20 protein-coding genes and 6 tRNA genes are annotated in these 18689 nt (G+C 52.1%); 21 read left to right on the plus strand and 5 right to left on the minus strand.

From position 1 onward, the window contains the following. Positions 1-245 precede the first annotated feature (245 nt). From alr to WKI47_RS22685, 7 genes are all read left to right on the plus strand, one after another. On the plus strand, positions 246-1475 hold the full coding sequence (gene alr, locus WKI47_RS22655; RefSeq protein ID WP_340229459.1) for an alanine racemase: 1230 nt from the start codon (positions 246-248) through the stop codon (positions 1473-1475). A gap of 147 nt (positions 1476-1622) precedes the next feature. Beyond that, entirely contained in the window at positions 1623-1904 is a 282-nt protein-coding gene (locus WKI47_RS22660; RefSeq protein ID WP_018975910.1) for a CopG family ribbon-helix-helix protein, read from the plus strand. A gap of 3 nt (positions 1905-1907) precedes the next feature. Beyond that, positions 1908-2258: a type II toxin-antitoxin system PemK/MazF family toxin gene (locus WKI47_RS22665; protein ID WP_018975909.1), complete on the plus strand. Its 351-nt coding sequence runs from the start codon at positions 1908-1910 to the stop codon at positions 2256-2258. 388 nt (positions 2259-2646) lie between these two features. After that, positions 2647-3336, plus strand: coding sequence for an L-serine ammonia-lyase, iron-sulfur-dependent subunit beta (gene sdaAB, locus WKI47_RS22670; protein WP_340229460.1), 690 nt, complete (start codon positions 2647-2649; stop codon positions 3334-3336). Continuing rightward, complete coding sequence (gene sdaAA / locus WKI47_RS22675) at positions 3333-4259, plus strand: L-serine ammonia-lyase, iron-sulfur-dependent, subunit alpha (protein ID WP_340229461.1); 927 nt, start codon at positions 3333-3335, stop codon at positions 4257-4259. Before sdaAB ends, sdaAA begins: the two co-directional genes overlap by 4 nt. Positions 4260-4342: 83 nt before the next feature. After that, the gene (locus tag WKI47_RS22680; RefSeq protein WP_340229462.1) at positions 4343-5269 is read left to right on the plus strand and encodes an RNA methyltransferase; all 927 of its coding nucleotides are present in this window, start codon (positions 4343-4345) and stop codon (positions 5267-5269) included. 108 nt (positions 5270-5377) lie between these two features. Beyond that, positions 5378-7588 carry a Tex family protein gene (locus tag WKI47_RS22685; protein WP_425355498.1) on the plus strand — a complete coding sequence of 737 codons (2211 nt, stop codon included), beginning with the start codon at positions 5378-5380 and terminating at the stop codon, positions 7586-7588. Between the two features lie 178 nt (positions 7589-7766). On the opposite strand, the gene WKI47_RS22690 is transcribed toward WKI47_RS22685, so the two are convergent. Continuing rightward, positions 7767-8222 (minus strand): hypothetical protein, encoded by a 456-nt coding sequence (locus WKI47_RS22690; RefSeq protein ID WP_340229463.1) that lies wholly within the window; start codon positions 8220-8222, stop codon positions 7767-7769. A 197-nt stretch (positions 8223-8419) separates the two neighbouring features. Further along, positions 8420-9913, minus strand: a complete 1494-nt coding sequence (locus WKI47_RS22695; protein ID WP_340229464.1) for a serine hydrolase — start codon at positions 9911-9913, stop codon at positions 8420-8422. Positions 9914-10054: 141 nt separating this feature from the next. On the opposite strand from WKI47_RS22695, the gene WKI47_RS22700 reads away from it, so the two are divergent. The 7 genes from WKI47_RS22700 (at position 10055) to WKI47_RS22730 (ending at position 11615) form a co-directional block, all read left to right on the plus strand. Beyond that, positions 10055-10522: a SprT family protein gene (locus WKI47_RS22700; protein ID WP_340229714.1), complete on the plus strand. Its 468-nt coding sequence runs from the start codon at positions 10055-10057 to the stop codon at positions 10520-10522. 121 nt (positions 10523-10643) lie between these two features. Then, the gene (locus WKI47_RS22705; protein ID WP_340229465.1) at positions 10644-10889 is read left to right on the plus strand and encodes a hypothetical protein; all 246 of its coding nucleotides are present in this window, start codon (positions 10644-10646) and stop codon (positions 10887-10889) included. Between the two features lie 55 nt (positions 10890-10944). Further along, positions 10945-11020 (plus strand) — tRNA-Asn (locus WKI47_RS22710). Positions 11021-11027: 7 nt separating this feature from the next. Then, positions 11028-11119, plus strand: a tRNA-Ser gene (locus tag WKI47_RS22715). Between the two features lie 201 nt (positions 11120-11320). Then, positions 11321-11392: transfer RNA gene (locus WKI47_RS22720), tRNA-Glu, on the plus strand. 4 nt (positions 11393-11396) lie between these two features. After that, a tRNA-Lys gene (locus tag WKI47_RS22725) sits at positions 11397-11472 on the plus strand. A 60-nt stretch (positions 11473-11532) separates the two neighbouring features. Continuing rightward, positions 11533-11615: transfer RNA gene (locus tag WKI47_RS22730), tRNA-Leu, on the plus strand. A 311-nt stretch (positions 11616-11926) separates the two neighbouring features. Here WKI47_RS22730 and WKI47_RS22735 read toward each other — a convergent pair. Next, a complete protein-coding gene (locus WKI47_RS22735; protein WP_340229466.1) occupies positions 11927-12187 on the minus strand; it encodes a hypothetical protein in 261 nt (86 codons plus the stop codon). A 171-nt stretch (positions 12188-12358) separates the two neighbouring features. On the opposite strand from WKI47_RS22735, the gene WKI47_RS22740 reads away from it, so the two are divergent. Then, positions 12359-12745 (plus strand): helix-turn-helix transcriptional regulator, encoded by a 387-nt coding sequence (locus WKI47_RS22740; protein WP_340229467.1) that lies wholly within the window; start codon positions 12359-12361, stop codon positions 12743-12745. 46 nt (positions 12746-12791) lie between these two features. Here the strand turns inward: WKI47_RS22740 and WKI47_RS22745 are convergent, their stop codons facing one another. Further along, positions 12792-13442, minus strand: coding sequence for an urease accessory UreF family protein (locus WKI47_RS22745; protein ID WP_340229468.1), 651 nt, complete (start codon positions 13440-13442; stop codon positions 12792-12794). A 279-nt stretch (positions 13443-13721) separates the two neighbouring features. Between WKI47_RS22745 and WKI47_RS22750 the strand changes: the two genes are divergently transcribed. Beyond that, positions 13722-13804: transfer RNA gene (locus tag WKI47_RS22750), tRNA-Leu, on the plus strand. Between the two features lie 102 nt (positions 13805-13906). Here WKI47_RS22750 and WKI47_RS22755 read toward each other — a convergent pair. Further along, positions 13907-14386 carry a glutathione peroxidase gene (locus tag WKI47_RS22755; RefSeq protein ID WP_340229469.1) on the minus strand — a complete coding sequence of 160 codons (480 nt, stop codon included), beginning with the start codon at positions 14384-14386 and terminating at the stop codon, positions 13907-13909. A 169-nt stretch (positions 14387-14555) separates the two neighbouring features. Here WKI47_RS22755 and WKI47_RS22760 point away from each other — a divergent pair, with 169 nt between their 5' ends. The 5 genes from WKI47_RS22760 to WKI47_RS22780 all read left to right on the plus strand — a co-directional run bounded on the left by WKI47_RS22760 (position 14556) and on the right by WKI47_RS22780 (position 18677). Next, positions 14556-14978: an organic hydroperoxide resistance protein gene (locus WKI47_RS22760; protein WP_340229470.1), complete on the plus strand. Its 423-nt coding sequence runs from the start codon at positions 14556-14558 to the stop codon at positions 14976-14978. Positions 14979-15159: 181 nt separating this feature from the next. Beyond that, positions 15160-15429, plus strand: coding sequence for a hypothetical protein (locus WKI47_RS22765; protein WP_340229471.1), 270 nt, complete (start codon positions 15160-15162; stop codon positions 15427-15429). A 179-nt stretch (positions 15430-15608) separates the two neighbouring features. Continuing rightward, on the plus strand, positions 15609-16049 hold the full coding sequence (locus WKI47_RS22770) for a thiol-disulfide oxidoreductase DCC family protein (RefSeq protein ID WP_340229472.1): 441 nt from the start codon (positions 15609-15611) through the stop codon (positions 16047-16049). Positions 16050-16215: 166 nt separating this feature from the next. Further along, on the plus strand, positions 16216-17403 hold the full coding sequence (locus WKI47_RS22775; protein ID WP_340229473.1) for a hypothetical protein: 1188 nt from the start codon (positions 16216-16218) through the stop codon (positions 17401-17403). Then, positions 17400-18677, plus strand: a complete 1278-nt coding sequence (locus WKI47_RS22780; protein WP_340229474.1) for a CpaF family protein — start codon at positions 17400-17402, stop codon at positions 18675-18677. Before WKI47_RS22775 ends, WKI47_RS22780 begins: the two co-directional genes overlap by 4 nt. Positions 18678-18689: the final 12 nt, after the last annotated feature.

The following is an 18689-nucleotide window of genomic DNA, read 5'->3' on the forward strand; positions in this document are numbered from 1 at the left end:
AGCCTTTTCCGTTAGCCGCGCCGTTTTCGGTGCTTTTCGGATTCCTGATTTATTTTGAAACAACCGTTTGATTCGGCGCTTCTAAAAAACCCAGTCAGGGTAATGATTTGATTGTAGGCGGATTTTGTTCTCTGGCCTTCTTTTCGTTCCCTATTCTTCGTCGGTGTGGACTGGTCTGCTGCATTGACAGCCCCGCTTCCCGAGTTTACGCTGGAATTAATAAATTTACGTAAGAGGTGGCTGTTTTGCCCATGCAGTATCGTCCTACCGAAGCCGTTGTGGATTTGGATGCGCTTCGCGCCAACTACGAGGCTTTTCGTTTGCATTTACATCGTTCGACCCTTCTTCTGGCTTGCGTCAAAGCCAATGCCTACGGGCATGGAGCTGTAGAGGTTAGCCGTGAGTTAGAGCGCCTGGGCGCTGATTATTTGAGTGTGGCTTTTCTGGATGAAGCGTTGGAGCTTCGTTACGCGGGTATAGGTCTTCCGATTCTGGTATTGGGCTATACGCCTCCGGAAGGACTGGCTGTTGCGCGGGAACATGACATCACCGTGGCGCTGTTTAGCGACGAAGTGTTGGAAGCGGCTCGCTGTCTGGAACATTCTGCTTACGGTTCTCGGCTTAAAGTTCATGTCAAAGTGGATAGCGGCATGGGACGCCTGGGTCAGATGGCAGGAACGGATGCGGTGTCTTTTGTGAAGAAGGCGATTGAGGCGGATACGATTGAAGTCGAAGGGCTTTTTACCCATTTTGCCAGAGCAGATGAAGTTGACAAAACCTATACATGGACCCAATACGAAAATTTCCGGAACGTGGTTGACGCACTTGCTCAGGAAGGCATCGATATCCCGTTGATACATACTGGCAATAGTGCCGCTGCGATCGACATGCCGGGGTTATCCCCCAAGATGGTTCGAATCGGGATTGCGCTGTATGGTCTTTATCCTTCTTGCGAAGTGAACCGCACTGTTGTAGCTCTTAAACCTGTGCTGACGCTCAAGACCCGTGCCGTATTTGTGAAAACCCTGCAAGAGCCGATGGGGATTAGCTACGGTTCGCTGTATACGGCAGAAGCAGGCGAGCGGATTGCGACGTTGCCGATCGGTTACGCCGACGGTTACTCGCGTATGCTAGGGGGCAAGGCCGAAGTGCTGGTACGCGGCAAACGCGTTCCCGTCACCGGAACAATCTGTATGGATCAATGTATGGTATCGCTCAAATCTTTCGCGGATGCGGAAGATATCCTAGCAGGCGAGGAGGTTGTTCTGCTTGGCAGCCAGTCCGGCGAGCATATTACAGCCGACGAAATTGCCGACAAACTCGGAACCATCCACTACGAAGTGGTGTGCATGCTCGCGCATCGTATTCCGCGAATTTATACTCGAAAAGGCATGGTTATCGCGGAGTCCAACCCCCTGTTAAATGCCTCTCCGAAGGCTTCCCGCACGTTTTCCGAGCAGATTGTGAAGAAATAGGCTGTACGGATAACAGATTGTAGGCTATAATGGGTGGCAGCATAGGTGATATACGCATCGTATATACGCTTTTTCAACAGTTCCCGATGAACGGCTGTTTTTTAAGGAACCGTTGACGGGGTAAAAGCTCATGGGGGTGGAAGAACGGTGGCGAACTTGCAAAGCACCAAGAGAGTGATGATTAGCTTGCCTGATCATCTTCTGCAAGAAGTGGATGGTATCGCAGCTTTGGAAAATTCCAATCGCAGTGAACTGATTCGGCTGGCAATGAGACAGTATTTGGTCGACCGTAAAAAGCGGTATATCCGCGAGTCGATGCAGCAAGGGTACATGGAAATGGCCCATATCAATTTGTCGATGGCCTGTGAAGCGTTTCATGCGGAGGAAGATGCAGACATCACTCTGGTTCGCTTAGTAAGCGGGGTGTAACTATTGCTTGTAAAACGCGGTGACGTATTTTTTGCGGACCTGTCTCCAGTGGTGGGGTCCGAGCAGGGCGGGGTGCGTCCGGTTCTGGTGATCCAGAACGATATCGGCAACCGCTTTAGCCCTACGGTCATCGTCGCGGCGATTACCGCCCAGATTCAGAAAGCCAAACTTCCGACCCACGTCGAGATCGATGCGAAAACGCACGGGTTCGACCGGGATTCCGTCGTGCTGCTTGAACAGATCCGAACGATCGATAAGCAGCGCTTGACGGACCGGATTACGCGTCTCGGCGAAGAGACGATGAAAAGAGTCGACGAGTCTTTGCAGATCAGTCTGAGCCTGGTTGATTTTTGATCAAGGGTACAGCGCTGCGCAAGCGGTGTTCGGCAGAGGGGCCCGAGCCTGGTGGCGGGTTCGGACTTCACACGGAACGAAAAAGGAGCACGATTGTGCGATACATTTCGCACAAACGGCTCCTTTTTCGCTTTTTTGCGTGCAGAGAAAAATCAATATTTTGTAGAATAAACTAACTAAATTGACATAAAGCTAACATTTGTGTCTCGGTAGCTCGATCTCGTTTTACAAATTGACGGAACTTCGCCACGGTATCGAAGTAGTGTGCCGTAGTCGACGGAAAAGCATTTGACGTGTAAAATAGCGGTATAAAGCTTGAAAACAAACCATTATATTCATCATGTCGAGCATGAATGACTATGATCCATGAAGCGAGGAGAACTTGTCGATGCGGTTTAAAAATGTGTTTTCTATTATAGGACCTTCCATGGTCGGTCCTTCTAGCTCACATACAGCGGGAGCGGTACGGATTGGCCTGATTGCCAGACAATTGCTTGCCGAAGAGCCCGTTAGCGTCAAAATCGCTCTCTACGGTTCGTTTGCCGATACGTATTGGGGACATGGAACGGATCTGGCATTGGCAGGAGGTCTGCTGGGCTATGCGACCGACGATTCTCGCGTGGCCGAAGCGTTGGAAGAAGCAGCGCGTCGCGGGATAGAGATTACGTTCGTTCGCGGCGTGGGCCTGGCGCCTCACCCGAATACGGCGAAGCTGGAATTGGTCTCGAAAAGCGGCAAAGCGGCTCAGGTCATCGGCGCGTCGATCGGTGGCGGCAACGTCATGATTCACGAAATGAACGGATTTACGGTACGGTGCAGCGGCGAGTATCCGACAATTGTCGTGCTGCATGATGACCGTCCGGGCGTTATCGCTTCGTTGACGACCGTTTTAGGCGAAAGCAAAACGAATATCGGTTATATGGGTGTCGACCGCAAAGGACGCAGCGCCGAAGCCATTACGGTTATGGAACTGGATTCCGTGCCGGACGCCGATCTGCTCGGCAAGCTGTGCGAGATCGGAGACGTTAAGGAAGTGACCGTAATCAACCTGAACAGCAAGGAGGCGGAGCAGCAATGAGATTTCGGACGCTAAAAGAATTGACGACAATCAGCCTGGACGAAAACAAGTCGCTGGCCGAGGTCATGATCGAAGAACAAGCGGCAGAGACGGGAGCGTCGCGCGAAGAGATCGTGGCGCAGATGGCGGATTATTACGAGAAAATGAAGGAAGCCGTACGCAGAGGGTTGAGCGAGCAAAACGTATCGCGCAGCGGACTCAGCGGCGGCGACGCGGTCAAGGTCTTGGACCTGGTGGAAAACGGCACGCCGTCGTCCGGCGATCCGTCTTCCCGCGCGATGGCGTACGCGCTCGCGGTATCGGAAGTGAATGCTTCGATGGGACGTATTATCGCGACGCCGACAGCAGGTTCATGCGGTATTATCCCGGGCGTGTTCGTCAGCTCGCAGGAACGTTTCGGCTGGAGCGACGAGCATATGGTCAACGGATTGTTCGCCGCAGGCGCGATCGGCTACGTTATTGCGAACAACTCGTTTATCTCCGGAGCGGAAGGCGGCTGCCAGGCCGAAGTCGGTTCGGCGATCGGCATGGCGGCAGGGGCGTTGGTCGAGCTTCGCGGCGGCGATGCCGAAAAAGCCATGCACGCGGTCGGATTGGCTTTGAAAAACACATTGGGACTAATCTGCGATCCGGTAGCGGGTCTGGTTGAGATTCCGTGTATCGTGCGCAACGGCTTGGGCGCCGTCAACGCGTTGGCGGCGGCGGATATGGGCTTGGCGGGCGTTCGCAGCGCGATCCCGTCCGACGAAGTGGTCAGCGTCATGCTCGAAGTGGGCGCGGCCATGCCGAGCGGGCACCGGGAAACCGGACAAGGCGGGTTGGCGCAGACGCCGACAGGACGCAAGCTGACCGAGAACCTGATGCGCGGTCGCAAGCCGTTGGAACCGGAAACGGAAGAGCCGGCAGGGCAGACGGTCGAATAATGAGGAAAGGCGGAGCGGATCACGGCTGCTGAACAGCCGAGCGCTTCGCCTTTTTTTGATGGATAGGAAATGGGGAGACTGGAATGGAACCGTATAGGTATGTGTACGATTATGCCTGTCATGAAGATGAACGTTCGTTATGCTGGATGGAACTGCGCGTCCTGCTGAATGCACAGCCTGAAAAGCATTATGTAAGGTCAAAACGGGCAATCGATCCGTCCCGAAGTCCGTTTGTACATGGGCGGCTCACGATTGAACGGAGAAGCGAAAGTCTGGAGAAGTTGGCGAAGCAGGCTGCCGAGCTGGAGCTGAACGGGGATACTTTTAAGCTGCGGTATGTAAAAACGGATCTGCGCACGGATTACGAAGAGTGTCGGCGGATTGAACGGTTGGTAGGTGCGCAGATTCGCGGCACAGCCGACATGAAGCATCCGCAGCGGCTGTACGGGATTGCGTGCATCGACGGCGAGTGGTTGCTGGGCGCTTACGAAGAAAGCCAATCGATCTGGTTGCAGCACAACAAAAAGCCCAGGCAGTATTCGACGGCACTGGGCACGCGTACGGCCAGAGCGATTGCCAACATTGCGGTGCCGGAGCCTGCGGGAGTTCGGGCTGTCGATCCGTGCTGCGGCATCGGGACTGTCTTATTGGCTGCGCAGTCGATGGGCATCGCGATGGACGGTTTTGATTTGAATCCGTTGGCGGCGATCGGGGCGCGGGAAAATCTGGCGCATTTCGCTTTGCCGGGTACGGTAACCGTAGCGGATATGCGCACGTTGAAAGTTCGCTATGATGCGCTTGTGCTCGATTTGCCGTATAATTTATGTTCCGTTCTGGCTTCTGACGAGCGGATCGAGATGCTGGTAAGCGCACGGCGGTTGGCATCACGTTGTGTGTTTGTCGCGACGGAGGACATCGTTTCGGAGCTTGGGACGTCGGGCTTTTCGGTGATTGAATCCTGCATCGTGCGCAAAGGACGTTTTTCCCGGTATGTTTGGCTGGTTGAGTAGAGGCGAAGATGATTTTAGTTTGCGGAAATGAATGTTCGTCTGTCATAATAAAAACATCGTTTTTATAGATACTTGGAGAACAAGCGGTAGCAGAAAGAGGGAGATTTTGTGTCGGATCTGGAACAGACTACAGCAATCGGCTCGTCCGAAATGACGGGAACCGAGATTGAAGCGATGTTCCGCCGGACGGCGGAAGCATTGAATATTGCAGCAAAACAGGTGAAAGCGGCGGTATCGCTGCTTGACGAAGGCAACACCGTGCCCTTCATCGCGCGTTACCGTAAAGAAATGACCGGGGAGCTGGACGAAAACCGGTTGAGAGACATTGAGGAAAGCGTGCAGTATGCGCGTAATCTTCATGTACGCAAAAATGAAGTGCTGCGCATTATCGACGAGCAAGGAAAACTGACGGAAGAGCTGAAACGTTCCATTTTGGAGTCGGCGAAGCTTCAGCAGGTTGAAGACCTGTATCGTCCGTTCCGTCAAAAACGCAAAACGCGTGCCAGTGTGGCGAAAGAGAAAGGTTTGGAGCCGCTGGCGGAATGGCTGTTGAGCCAACCGGGCCGTGCCGACATCGATAAAGAAACCGCTCGTTACGTGTCAGAGGAAAAAGGGGTATCTTCCGCCGAAGAGTCTCTTCAAGGCGCGTTGGATATCGTGGCCGAGCAATTGGCGGACGACGCGAAGATCAGAGCCTGGGTACGCACCTACACGCTGGATCATGCCATTCTTGTGACAGAAGCGAAAGACGCTTCGGCAGAATCCGTGTACGAGATGTACTACAAATATAGCGAGTTGGCCAAAAAAATGCCGCCGCACCGCATTTTGGCGATCAACCGCGGAGAACGGGAGAATGTGCTTAAAGTCTCGCTGGAGACAGACTCCGCTCCGATCCTGCGCTACATGTCCAGACGTTTGATCAAAGGATCTTCTCCGGTGCATGAGCTGTTGGAGGGGGCAATAGAAGATGCGTACAAGCGTCTGATTGCGCCGTCGATCGAGCGTGAGGTGCGCGGCGAGCTGACGGAAAAAGGCGACGCGCAAGCGATCTCCATTTTCGCGGGGAATCTGCGCAGCCTGCTGCTTCAGCCGCCTGTACGCGGGAAACGCGTGCTCGGCGTAGACCCGGCTTTCCGCACAGGCTGCAAGCTTGCCGCTCTCGACGAGACAGGCAAGCTGCTGGAAGTGGCCGTTACGTATCCGACGCCGCCGCGCAGCCAGGTTCGCGAAGCTGCGGAGAAATTCCGCGAACTCGTCGACAAGTATAACCTGGAACTGATCGTGATCGGCAACGGTACCGCTTCGCGCGAGACCGAGCAATTCGTCGCGGACTGGATCGGCGATTACAAGGAGCGTAAACTGGCGTACCTGATCGTCAACGAAGCAGGAGCCAGCGTCTATTCGGCTTCCAAAGTCGCCCAAGAAGAATTTCCGGACATGGACGCCGCGGAGCGCAGTGCCGCTTCGATTGCCCGTCGAGTCCAAGATCCGTTGGCCGAGCTGGTTAAAATCGACCCGAAAGCGATCGGCGTGGGCCAGTATCAGCATGACGTGTCGCAGAAGCAGCTGGAAGGGCAGTTGAAGGCAGTTGTCGAGTCGGCGGTTAACCACGTCGGCGTAGACGTCAATACGGCTTCTCCGTCGCTGCTGTCTTATGTAGCGGGGATCAACCAGACGACCGCTCGCAATATCGTGAAATACCGCGACGAGAACGGTTCGTTCGAAAGTCGCGCACAGTTGAAAAAAGTACCGCGTCTCGGCGCGAAAACGCTGGAGCAGTGTGCAGGCTTCCTGCGTATCGAAGGCACGAACCCGCTCGACCGCACGCCGATTCACCCGGAGTCGTACAAGGTTGTCGATCTTTTGTTCAAGGAGCTGGGCGTCAAAGCGGCGGATCTGGGCACGGCAACGATGACGTCGGCGCTCGAATCGGCTGATGCTCAGACGCTGGCGGACAAGCTTGAAGTCGGTCTGCCGACGCTGCGCGATATCATCGAAAGCTTGCAGCGTCCGGGCCGAGATCCGCGCGAAGAACTTCCGGCTCCGATCTTCCGTACGGACGTGCTGAAGATCGAAGACTTGAAGCCGGGCATGGAGCTTCAAGGCACGGTACGCAACGTGATCGACTTCGGCGCGTTCGTCGATATCGGGATCAAAAGCGACGGCCTTGTGCATATCTCGCAGCTTAGTTCGAAATTCGTCAAGCATCCGATGGATGTGGTGTCTGTCGGGGATACGGTGACGGTATGGGTGCTGAATGCGGATCTGAAAAAAGGGCGCGTCGGTCTGACCATGCGTGGACCCGTAGAAAACGGCTGAGTGCCGAAGATTCATATGTAGTGGCGAAACCGAGCAGGGATGAAAAAAAGCGTTCCGGAAGTTAACTTCCGGAACGCTTTTTTTGCGATTTGTAAGGTCTGCTGCCGAGACGGCCGACACTGTTCGATTCCATATGTGGAATCCGAATGCTTTGCCGCTTCGTGTGTCATCGAAGGACTTACTTGGCCTCAAGCTCGGCTAACGATTCGACAGCCGATACGATCGGAATTCCTTGCTGCAAAGAAAAACCCAAAAATTCGCTGCTTGAGTATTCGGTTTGCGAGGAATCGGTATAGGTGTAGTCGATCTGGATGCCTTCGCCTTTGAGTGTCAAGTCATAGTCGGTTACCCACGGGCTGGACCATCGAATAACGGTGCTGTCGGCGTCTCCGTTTTGCTGAAGTTGAGTCTCGCGAAAATCGGTTAGCATGTCGGCGCTCATAATTGCGGTACGCACCGAACCGTCCCGTGCTTTCCAAGCTTCCGCCCAACTTTGAGCCAATTCTTTTTTGTCGGAAACGGAAATTTCCGGCTCGGCCTCTACGGAAAAAACAAAGAACGAAAAAGTGCCTGCGGTCAAAAGAAGCGAACAACCGACGGCAATAAGAGTTTTGGAAGCTTTACTCATTTTCAATAGAGCACCGTCCTTTCTTATGAAGCAAAATGGAATGAAGAAAGCTTTTATAGAAAGAACGGTTGGCCGGAATGAAAAGTTTTATTAAAAATCCAAATGAGGAGGATTGGACGTCAAATTGGCAATTCATGATAAGTTGCAAAACGATCCTTGTGTCGAATAGGTAGCGTTTTGCCAGTAATCCAGCCTGCTTCCGATTATTCGTTTGAAGTTTCGGCTTCTCCCGTCAGCTTCGCTTCTTTCTTGTGCAGTTCAGGATTTGCGTGTTCGTTTAATTGCAACTTGTCGCCATCGAAGGTAAGTGTCCAATCAAAAAGAATCGGTTCTTCCGCGAAACGGATTGCCAGGCGCAGGGAACCATCCGGGCGCCGACTGTTCCAGGCATAAGCCGGTCCCATGTCTGAAGGAAAGAATGGCGTATTGGCTGGCACTGGCGCTTCATTTTTCTGCCAATGTCCTGCACCGCTGAGTAATGAGAATTTAAATTCATCTGAAGGTACACTTGCTTTATCTAGGCTCATCCAAGCTTCAATCTGGACGGAACCTTCTTCATTTGCGGTAAAACGTACTCCTCTAAGCTTGACGCCTTCATCTTGATCTTCACTCAAGCGATACGTGCGACCGGACCACGATTCGTCGTTTGTGGAATCTCCGGCTGGATCTGGCGCATTGCGCAGCTCTTTCAAACGCCGGGCAGCTTGATCGCCTACTTCGCTAACGGAAACAGAACCATCCTGCATAGCAGGCAGTAGATGCGTCCAGACCTCGTCCAGCAGCTCTTTGGTACGCGAGATAGCGGAAGTCAGCACGACGACGGCTTCCTGATCGGGAAGGACAAGGCAGAACTGTCCGTACGCTCCGTCGGCGCGATAAGCGTTATGTCGACAGACCCAGAACTGGTATCCATACCCTTGTCCCCAGTCTCCTTGCGGGTCGTCTCCGTTATCGATACGTTTCGATGACGCGAGATCCACCCATTTTTTCGACACTAATTGTTGCCCGTTCCAGATTCCTTTTTGGAGATATAACTGTCCGAACTTGGCGAGGTCTTCGCTGGATAGCTTGAGTCCCCAGCCACCGGTCGTATAGCCTTGCGGACTTTCCTGCCAGCTCTTATGCTCGATACCCAGCGGGGCGAAAAGTCGGGATTCCAGGTAATCGACGACTTTTTCTCCGGTCAACGTTTGCAAAATCACGGACAACATGTAGGTTGCGCCGCTGCTGTACGAGAAGGTACTGCCTGGAACATTTTCGACTTCGGCGGCCAAAAAGATTCGGGCCCAATCGGAGTCCGGGTTCGGGCGTGCTTTTTCAAGCGGATCTTGCTTATGGCCCGTGCCCATGACCAACAGATCGTGTACGGTCATTTTTGACAAATTCGGATGAGGATCGGTCGGCATCAGTTGGGGAAGCAGGTCGGCGACTTTATCTTCGACGGTAAGCAACCCTTCGTCAACGGCCATGCCGATCGCGGTCGACGTAAAGCTTTTGCTGACCGAATACATGGCGTGACGGTCTTCGGAAGCGTGCGGGGCCCACCAGCCTTCGGCAAGCACCTCGCCTCGACGCAGCAGCATAAAACTTCGCAGATCGAACTTTTGCTCGGCTACGGCGTCTAAGAAATCGATAATGCCTTGCGGATCGACACCGGCTTCTTCGGGTCGACGTCTTGGGAGTTTCGTTGATGGCATAAATAAGTTCCTCCAAAGAAATAGATTTGATTGAGTAGTGGATATATTACGACCTTTCCTTGACAGTGTAGTCCAATCTCAAGTTACAATTCAATATAAGGACGCATAGAAAGAGGGATGGATGTGCAAGTTGAACGAAGCATGACGGACGAAGAACTTCAACAATGGATCGAAAACGTATCGCTTGAACATTTTGGCATACCGTTCCGGCATCGTGCTTTTTTCAATGGAAGATTACGATCGACGGGTGGACGTTACGCTCTGCGATCCCATCATATTGAGATTAATCCGCATCAACTTGAGGCTCACGGACTTGAAGCGGTGGAGGGGATCATCAAGCATGAGCTGTGTCATTACCATCTGCATATTGCGGGTCGTGGGTACCGTCATCGGGATGCCGACTTCAAGCTTTTGTTGGCAAAGGTAGGCGGAAGCCGCTTTTGCCAGGCGCTTCCCGACAAAGCGAAAAGGACGCTACCGTTTAAATACAAGCTGATCTGCTGCGCCTGCGGCATGGAGTATAAACGCAAGCGGCGGATGGATGCTTCTCGCTACCGCTGCGGACGTTGTGCGGGCAAGCTTCGTCTTGAAGAATTCAAAGAGGCATAGGGATGCCGCTGGAGCTTAAAACTGTGGGAGATTGACTTTTTCCTCTCCGAATCCGATATAATAGTGGAGACTCCCGTTTGCGGGATTCGATATCTTTTTGAATGAGAGGAAGGTTTGACACATGGCCAAATCGGCATCCAGAAAAATGCGGGATAAGCGAGTCAGAGAAGGCAAAGCAGACGTGACGGAGTGGAGAAGCCCTTTTGCGGCAATGGATATGCGAATGCGCAGAACCAAAACAAAGCAGGATCTATTGAATCAAATCGCGCGTAAAGGACGTCATAAGAACCCTAATTTCACCGGAGGTGATGAGGGTTCTTTTTATTTTAAGGATTTTTTTGAAATACAGTTGACGAAAAAGTCCTAGCATGGTATATTATTTCTTGTTGAAACGTTAGCCAACATTCAACGCCACACAATGTTCCCTGATAGCTCAGTTGGTAGAGCACTCGACTGTTAATCGAGTTGTCACAGGTTCGAGTCCTGTTCGGGGAGCCATTTTTATGGAGAGATACCCAAGTGGCTATAAGGGGACCCTCTGCTAAGGGGTTAGACTGCGTTAGCGGTGCGAGGGTTCGAATCCCTCTCTCTCCGCCATTTCTTTTCAAACAAAGTAATTTACATACGTAAAGTAAAGAGGGACCTGAAAAGGTTCCTCTTTTTGTATCTGTTAAGTGTAGAAAAAAGCTCTTAAAAATAAAATGAAATTAAAATAAAAAAACACTTGCATTGTAGCTTGGATATTTGATATACTCTTACTTGTGCTCAGTTGAGAAACGCCGAGCCGCAAGACATCAAGGCCCGTTGGTCAAGGGGTTAAGACACCTCCCTTTCACGGAGGTAACAGGGGTTCGAATCCCCTACGGGTCACTTTGAGCCATTAGCTCAGTTGGTAGAGCACCTGACTTTTAATCAGGGTGTCGAAGGTTCGAGTCCTTCATGGCTCACCATTTCTTTTTCTCCTCAGATCGAAATGGTGATTGAAATTCGCAAAACGAATTATTGAATATGCGGTAGTGGTGGAATGGCAGACACGCTATCTTGAGGGGGTAGTGGGTGTATACCCGTGGAGGTTCGAGTCCTCTCTACCGCATACGATAAAGACGCAGACTCTTCACAGGGTCTGCGTCTTTTGTTTTACGAATATCGACGTTGGTTCGGCTTGGGTGTACGGGCAGACAGTTGATCTGCAATATGCGCATATGAGGGATACAAATCGCGTATACAGTCCGGACAAATATCGTGCGTGATCTGGGAATGGTCGAGCTCGCCTGAGGCCGGCTTGCGCCAGCCTTCGGGAGAATGGATGCGATCGCAGCTAGCGCAGACCGAGCTCCAGGTGGACATCTTTGTTTTTGCGGAAATGGAAGCTCCATGGGGCAACGACTTCGGGATATTCATGGCTCACCTTCCTGTTCCGGCTGCTTCTGCGCTTCGGGAATCCTCGTCTGCAAAAAGCGAGGTTGCCGACGAGTCGGAGAGTCCGAGCAGGATCGAGACTTGTTTACGGTGTTTCGCTGCTTTTCGGCTTCCGTTAATGATATTGGATAGGCGGGAAGGTGGGATATCGTAAAGTTCGCAAAATGTTTTCTGGTCCATCTCAAGTTCGGCCAAGCGCCGTTTGATTTCCCAGCCGAATGGAGTAATTGGTTTTTTTCTTTGCAATGTAGCGCTCCTCCTGTTCATGCGCAAAAAGATGAATTATAATCGATAAAGAGACGAATGAGGGATCATTTACCATAAAACCAATTATATACGCAAATACGTAAACATTCAATGAAATGTTGCGTAATTACGTAATATTGGAGTGGAAACGGTTTTGAAGGGGATGGTGTTTTGCAGTCGATTTACGCTCGGATCGAACAATTGATCAAAGGTAGCGGCATGACGAAAAAGGCATTCGGTGAACGTCTGGGGATCAGTGCAGGGAATCTTGGCGATTGGCGTAGAGGGAAATCCACGCCGAGCACGCACAAACTGATTGAGATCGCGGCTTTCTTTTCCGTGAGCCTGGATTGGTTGATGACGGGGAAAGAATGGCGGCCTGAAGGGGTTAAAGAAGCGGGCAACCGTTATTTTTTTGAAGGTTCGCGGCAATTGGATTGCCAGAATGACGAGCTTTCGGAGGAAGAAAAGGCGTTTGTGCGCGAGTATATGGATTTCGTTACTTATCGGCGCGAACGTAAAGCGTCGGACGAAGGGCCAAGCGGAACGTCTACATAGAACGGAATGACGGAGTTGCGCAAAAAAACGCTTTGAAGCCTCGGCTTCAAAGCGTTTTTTTGATAGGAGATTCGTAAATCGTTTCAGACATGAAGGAAGGAATGGTTGACTGACGAGCGTGTAACCAGCGTTCGGATACATCGTCGATCATACGGATCAATATTTTGCGGCGAGTGACATCGTCGAGTTGGAGTAACCGCGAGCAATATTCGACATAAGCCGTCGTGTGGTGGTAAAGATAAGCGGGGACGGCTTCGTTGCACTCGATCTCCAGTTGGAAGTTGATCCAGGCGTAGAAGATTGCCGGACATCCGAAAGCTTTTTCGGCTTGCAGCGCTTCTGCTATGGGATTAAAGTTCATCCAGGGGTAGAGCGATTTTGATAGCTTGAGCAGCTTGCGTCCCGCCCGCCGCATTTCGCTGTCGATCTCATTCGGGCTTGTGCGTGTTCGGAGATTGCGATCGATCCGGAATACGCTCTCGTAATCGACTCTTTGCAAAGCTGCGTACGTATCTTCGATAGCGCGGCCCTCGATATGCGTCAGTCGAGGATGGATATAAGAGCGCATCACTTCTTCGAAAGCTTCGGTACATGTAAGGCGTTTGCCATTCAAGTCTTCCTTGATACAGCCTATAGGGGATGGGGACGACGATTCGAGCAAAGTCATGTAGCTGAGAAGCTTTTGTCCGCTGTGCATATGCCGTACCTCCTTGAATTTAAGATCAATAGATATGTTATTTGAATGTTAGGTTTTTGGGTTTTTATCGTTGCAAAAAGGTTTATGGATTCATTTTTACATGGTTATTTGAAAAAGGTCAAGCTAATATTACAGAATTCTTGCGGATTATTTCTTATGTGTTAATTAAATTATCATTATATGTAACTAAATATAACTTAAAAGCACAATCAGAAAAAATTGATTGACTGCATGCTTAAAACCAAGTATGATATAGAAGTTGACTCAATTCTTTGATGTGCGGTAGTGGTGGAATGGCAGACACGCTATCTTGAGGGGGTAGTGGGTGTATACCCGTGGAGGTTCGAGTCCTCTCTACCGCATGCGAAGAGGCCGGGAGATCCTGAATTCAGGGTTTCCCGGCCTTTTATTTTTTTCATCCTGCACCAGTAAAGCCCACCGTTTAAACGGTGGGCTTTTGCTTATTAACCAAGAAGTTTTTCGATATCCTTTTCGAGCTGGTCCGGAGAGGTTTGCGGAGCGAAGCGCTTAACGGGCTTGCCGTCCTTGTCGATCAGGAACTTGGTGAAATTCCATTTGACCGCTTTGGAGCCCATCAGTCCCGGAGCTTCGTCGCTCAGATAACGGAACAACGGATGCGCATTGTCGCCTTTGACGTCCACCTTTTCGAACATCGGGAATTGAACGCCGTAGTTGATCTGGCAAAACTCCAAAATTTCTTCGTTGCTGCCCGGATCTTGTTCCATGAACTGGTTGCTCGGGAAACCCAAGATCTCCAGGCCGCGATCGTGGTACTTGTCGTACAGCTCTTGCAGACCCTGGAATTGTGGCGTGAATCCGCACTTGCTTGCCGTATTCACGATCAGCACAACTTTACCTTGGTAATCGGACAGCTTGACTTCGTTTCCTTTGGACGTACGAGCTTCGTATTCATAAACGGACATGATCAAAATTCCTCCTCGAAGAAAATGATTACTCTCTTTTTGATTGTAAACAATTTAATAGAGCTTTGCAAATCGCTTTTTTCGTTTCATTCTGCTTGGTTTGCTTTATACATTAGATAGTTTGACAAACGGGCTATGGCTCAAATTCCATATGAGGAGTGAAGGATACATGGAGGCTTTGTACACAGCAAAAGCGACAGCGCGCAGAGGCGGAAGAAGCGGCGTAGTGGAATCGGCGGACGGTGCGCTGAATCTGCAACTTTCCGTGCCCAAAGGACTTGGCGGAGGCGGCGGTACAGGCACGAACCCGGAAGAGCTGTTTGCAGCCGGTTACAGTGCATGCTTCGAAAGTGCCCTATCAAACATCGCTCGCAAGGAAAAAATCGATATTCCGGACACGGAAGTGACCTGCCATATCCATATCGGTAAAGACGAGTCCGACGGCGGCTTCAAGCTGGCAGGCAAACTGGAAGTGCGCATTCCCGGATTAGACCCCGATAAAGCGAAAGAATTGGTGGAAAAAGCGCATGCTTTTTGCCCGTATTCCAAAGCGACGCGCGGCAATATCGACGTGGAGTTAAGCGTGATCTAAACTTTGTTTTTTGCAAAGGCCGGAAGCTCTCCCTGACTCGGGGAACTTCCGGCCTTTTTTCATCATGAAATGGCTTTTTGCGCGGTTGACACAAAGAGTGAAATTCATTAAGCTATATAAGCACGCGGCGTGGGTGGAGCATTCTTCCCATGTCGAGACTATGAAAACGGGTGATATTAAAATGGCTTACAGACCGAAAGTCGTAGGTGTAGACAAGGCCGGAAGCAACGATAAAGACGGACTGTACGAATTCGTTCTGCATTTGGAAGACGGTACGATGTGCCGCGTCTTCTATAACCGTTTCCCAGAGTGGAAGTTGACCAACGTCAGCCGCCTGCTCAAAACGCCTTGCCCAATCTGCCGCAAAGACTATATCTGCAACTGTTTCGAAAAGTTCAAGGTTGAACTTGACGCGCAGATGCAGGATGGAAGACTCGAACAACTCGCGTAGGCGGACAAGCTGCCCGTCGAGCATAGGCTTGAGGGAAAGTCGAAAACGCAAACGGACCAAAACGGACGTCGGGAATATTCCTGGCGTTCGTTTTTTTGTAGCCGACAGGCAGCGCATACGATGGGGTTAAGGGTAAAGAAAATAGAAGCGAAACGTTGGAGCGAAGAGGGGGGATACAGATGAAACCCAAATCCGGAATTCAAGCGGAACACTCTTTTGTCGTACTGATCGACGGCGTTTGCCATTTCTGCCAGGGAGCCGTTCGGTTTATCGTCAAGCGGGATCCGAAAGGCGTTTTTGGCTTCGCTTCTCTTCAATCCGAGCTTGGGGCGCAACTATCCGGCGGCGAAGGCTTTGAAGCATCGGGCGAACCGAATACGTTGGTATTGGTTGAAAAGGGACGACGATACGTACGCTCGACCGCCGCTTTGCGCATTGCGCGCAAGCTGCGTTTTCCATGGCCGCTGCTGTATGCTTTGATTATCGTGCCACGCCCGCTGAGGGATGCCGTATATCGCTATATCGCGCGCAATCGGTATCGTTGGTTCGGAAAAGACGACGTTTGCCCGCTTCCTCCGCCGGGTGTGCGAGAGCGATTTTTGGATACGGGCCAGGTTTAAAAGAATAAGCAAAAAGAAAAAAATGGGTCTTGCCTGCTCGCAGGCTCTATGCTATTGTGAGATCAAATGAATGGAACACGGCGGAAGCACCGCTCCTTACTTGCCCAAAATGGCAGGTTTGTGAGCGGTGCTTTTTTGTGTTGCGTGGAGAGCGAGGAGACATCATATGCGGAATTTGCAGATTACGTTGGCAGTGGCGGACGAACAATATATCGAACCTTTCCTGCTATATGCGCGCACCGGAGAATTTGCCAAACAGGTGAGCGTAAGAGCTTTTTCGAAGGTGGAAGCCTTTTTGGAAGCGATGGGCGAGACACGGCCGGACTTTGTGCTGGGCGAGCCGGATTTCCTGTCACCGTGGCTGGCGTCCGAGAGGGGAAAAGGCATTGCTTGGGCCGTGCTTGGAGGCGGGGAAGAAAGTATTGCCTTAGGTGGTCCGGTACTGCTTCCGTTCCAACCGTTGAACCTGCTGCTAACGGCGGTAATGGACTTGGCGGGCAGCGCGCAGGTTTCGGCAAAAGGAATGCTGACTTCGTCCGGAAAAGCGGAAGTGCTTGCTGTGTATTCGGCGGCGGCTGGAGCTGGCAAGACGACGGTGGCGCTAAACTTGGCTAAACAGCTTGGAGGCCGGGGACTTCGGGTCTTTTATCTGAATTTGGAGACGATAGACAGTTCGGTCACGTTCCGAAGCGGAAGCGGAGGACATCAAGGGCAGGAAGGCGGCTTACCCGAGTTGCTCTACGATCTGCGCGCTGCCCGGGAGACCGGGGAGGTTTGTCACTCGCCGTTATCTCGATATGCGTCTTTTCAAGAACGGATGAAGTGTGCTTCCTTCCCGCCGTTGGATCGCCCGGACGAGCTGCTTCAGATGGATCAAGCGGACACGACGGCTCTGCTCGACTATCTGGCTGCGAGCGAGATGTGCGACATCATCGTGGCCGATACGGATACCGAAAACCATGCACGCTCCGAGGCGCTTTTGGATCGGGCGGATCGGGTGCTTTGGCTGCTGACCGATGATTTGCTGCATATGCAGAAAGTGGCAGGCTGGGTGAGCTACCGGGAAACCCGTCAACCGGAACGTTTCTATACGTTGCTGGGGAAAAGTCATTTTATCATGAATCGGTACAGCGATCATTTGGAGAATCCTTTGCCCAGACCGGAGATGCGTCCTTTTGCCTTCTTGTCTTATATCCCGTCTTGGAAGTATTTGTCGCGTGAGGACGTGCTGCTGGGTTCCCCCATTTTCCAACGCGATATTCTTGCGCTGTGCGAACAGCTAGGGCTGGGCAATCGGGGAAACCGCAGCGCTACAGGCAAAGAACTGGCACAGGCTGCGGGAGGTTGGCAATGAAAAGTGCGGCCGAGGAGGAGCAGCTTCGGGAGGAAATGTTCCGCACGATGCGGGCCGAGGTTCGATCTTCGCTGGATGTCACGCAATCGGCGGACGATGCAGAGCTGATGAAGCTGATCGAGCGCAAAGTGCTGTCCGACGTGCGCGCCGTAACGATGACATCGGGAGAAAAGCGTGCGCTGGTTCGAAGGGTATACGACTCGTTCCGCGGACTCGATATTTTGCAGCCGCTGGTGGATGACAAGACGGTAACGGAGATCATGATCAACGGGCATACGGAAATTTTTATCGAGCGTCACGGCGAAGTGCGCCGTGTACCGCAAACGTTTGAATCGAAGGAAAAGCTGGAAGACATTGTGCAAACGATCGTATCCGGCGTCAACCGTGTCGTGAACGAATCGTCGCCAATCGTCGATGCACGTCTCAAAGACGGCTCGCGGGTGAACGTGGTGCTGCCTCCGATCGCGTTGAAAGGGCCAACGATGACGATCCGTAAGTTTCCCGAGAAGCCGATGACCATGAACGATCTAGTCGGACGGGGAGCGTTGGACGAAGAGGCCGCGGACTTCTTGAAAACGTTGGTGCGCAGTCGGTACAACATTTTTATTAGCGGAGGAACAGGTTCGGGCAAAACGACCTTCCTCAATGCGCTGTCGCAGTATATACCGCCGGATGAACGGGTGATTACGATCGAAGACTCCGCGGAGCTTCAGATTGTCACCGTGCCCAACCTGGTCTCGCTGGAGACGCGGAACGCGAACGTGGAAGGCAAAGGCGAAATTTCGATCCGCGATCTGATCCGTTCCTCGCTGCGCATGCGTCCTAACCGGATCGTGGTCGGGGAAGTGCGCGGCGCGGAGGCGCTGGATATGCTTCAGGCGATGAACACGGGCCATGACGGCAGTTTATCCACGGGTCACGCCAACAGCGCGAAGGATATGCTCAGCCGTTTGGAAACGATGGTATTGAGTGGAGCCGATCTGCCGGTTGAAGTGGTAAGGCAGCAGATCTCCTCCGCAATCGACTTGTTCGTGCATCTGTCGAGACTGCGTGACCGTTCCCGGCGTGTCGTGGAGATCAGCGAAGTGCTCGGCATGAAAAACGGACAGGTTGAGCTGAGACAACTGTTCCGCTTCGAGGAAGAAGGCGAGAAGGAAGGCAAGATTGTCGGAAAGCTGCGGCGACGCCCGGAACCGATGATGCATACCGGCAAATTACAGGACGCGGGAGCGGCCGACTGGCGAGAGGTTGCCGGGCTGCCTGAAAGGGGGTGAATCTATTGCTGC

Origin of the sequence: Saccharibacillus sacchari, from assembly GCF_037722395.1 — a bacterium.
GTDB classification, from domain to species: domain Bacteria; phylum Bacillota; class Bacilli; order Paenibacillales; family Paenibacillaceae; genus Saccharibacillus; species Saccharibacillus sacchari_A.

Excerpts from the sequence above, each read along its gene's own strand:
- WKI47_RS22680 (WP_340229462.1), top strand. The coding sequence starts at position 4,343 with ATGGAACCGTATAGGTATGTGTACGATTATGCCTGTCATGAAGATGAA.
- WKI47_RS22755 (WP_340229469.1), bottom strand. The coding sequence starts at position 14,386 with ATGTCCGTTTATGAATACGAAGCTCGTACGTCCAAAGGAAACGAAGTC.
- sdaAB (WP_340229460.1), top strand. The coding sequence starts at position 2,647 with ATGCGGTTTAAAAATGTGTTTTCTATTATAGGACCTTCCATGGTCGGT.
- sdaAA (WP_340229461.1), top strand. The coding sequence starts at position 3,333 with ATGAGATTTCGGACGCTAAAAGAATTGACGACAATCAGCCTGGACGAA.
- WKI47_RS22760 (WP_340229470.1), top strand. The coding sequence starts at position 14,556 with ATGGAGGCTTTGTACACAGCAAAAGCGACAGCGCGCAGAGGCGGAAGA.
- WKI47_RS22770 (WP_340229472.1), top strand. The coding sequence starts at position 15,609 with ATGAAACCCAAATCCGGAATTCAAGCGGAACACTCTTTTGTCGTACTG.
- WKI47_RS22695 (WP_340229464.1), bottom strand. The coding sequence starts at position 9,913 with ATGCCATCAACGAAACTCCCAAGACGTCGACCCGAAGAAGCCGGTGTC.
- WKI47_RS22775 (WP_340229473.1), top strand. The coding sequence starts at position 16,216 with ATGCGGAATTTGCAGATTACGTTGGCAGTGGCGGACGAACAATATATC.
- WKI47_RS22700 (WP_340229714.1), top strand. The coding sequence starts at position 10,055 with ATGACGGACGAAGAACTTCAACAATGGATCGAAAACGTATCGCTTGAA.
- WKI47_RS22765 (WP_340229471.1), top strand. The coding sequence starts at position 15,160 with ATGGCTTACAGACCGAAAGTCGTAGGTGTAGACAAGGCCGGAAGCAAC.
- WKI47_RS22705 (WP_340229465.1), top strand. The coding sequence starts at position 10,644 with ATGGCCAAATCGGCATCCAGAAAAATGCGGGATAAGCGAGTCAGAGAA.
- WKI47_RS22745 (WP_340229468.1), bottom strand. The coding sequence starts at position 13,442 with ATGCACAGCGGACAAAAGCTTCTCAGCTACATGACTTTGCTCGAATCG.
- WKI47_RS22780 (WP_340229474.1), top strand. The coding sequence starts at position 17,400 with ATGAAAAGTGCGGCCGAGGAGGAGCAGCTTCGGGAGGAAATGTTCCGC.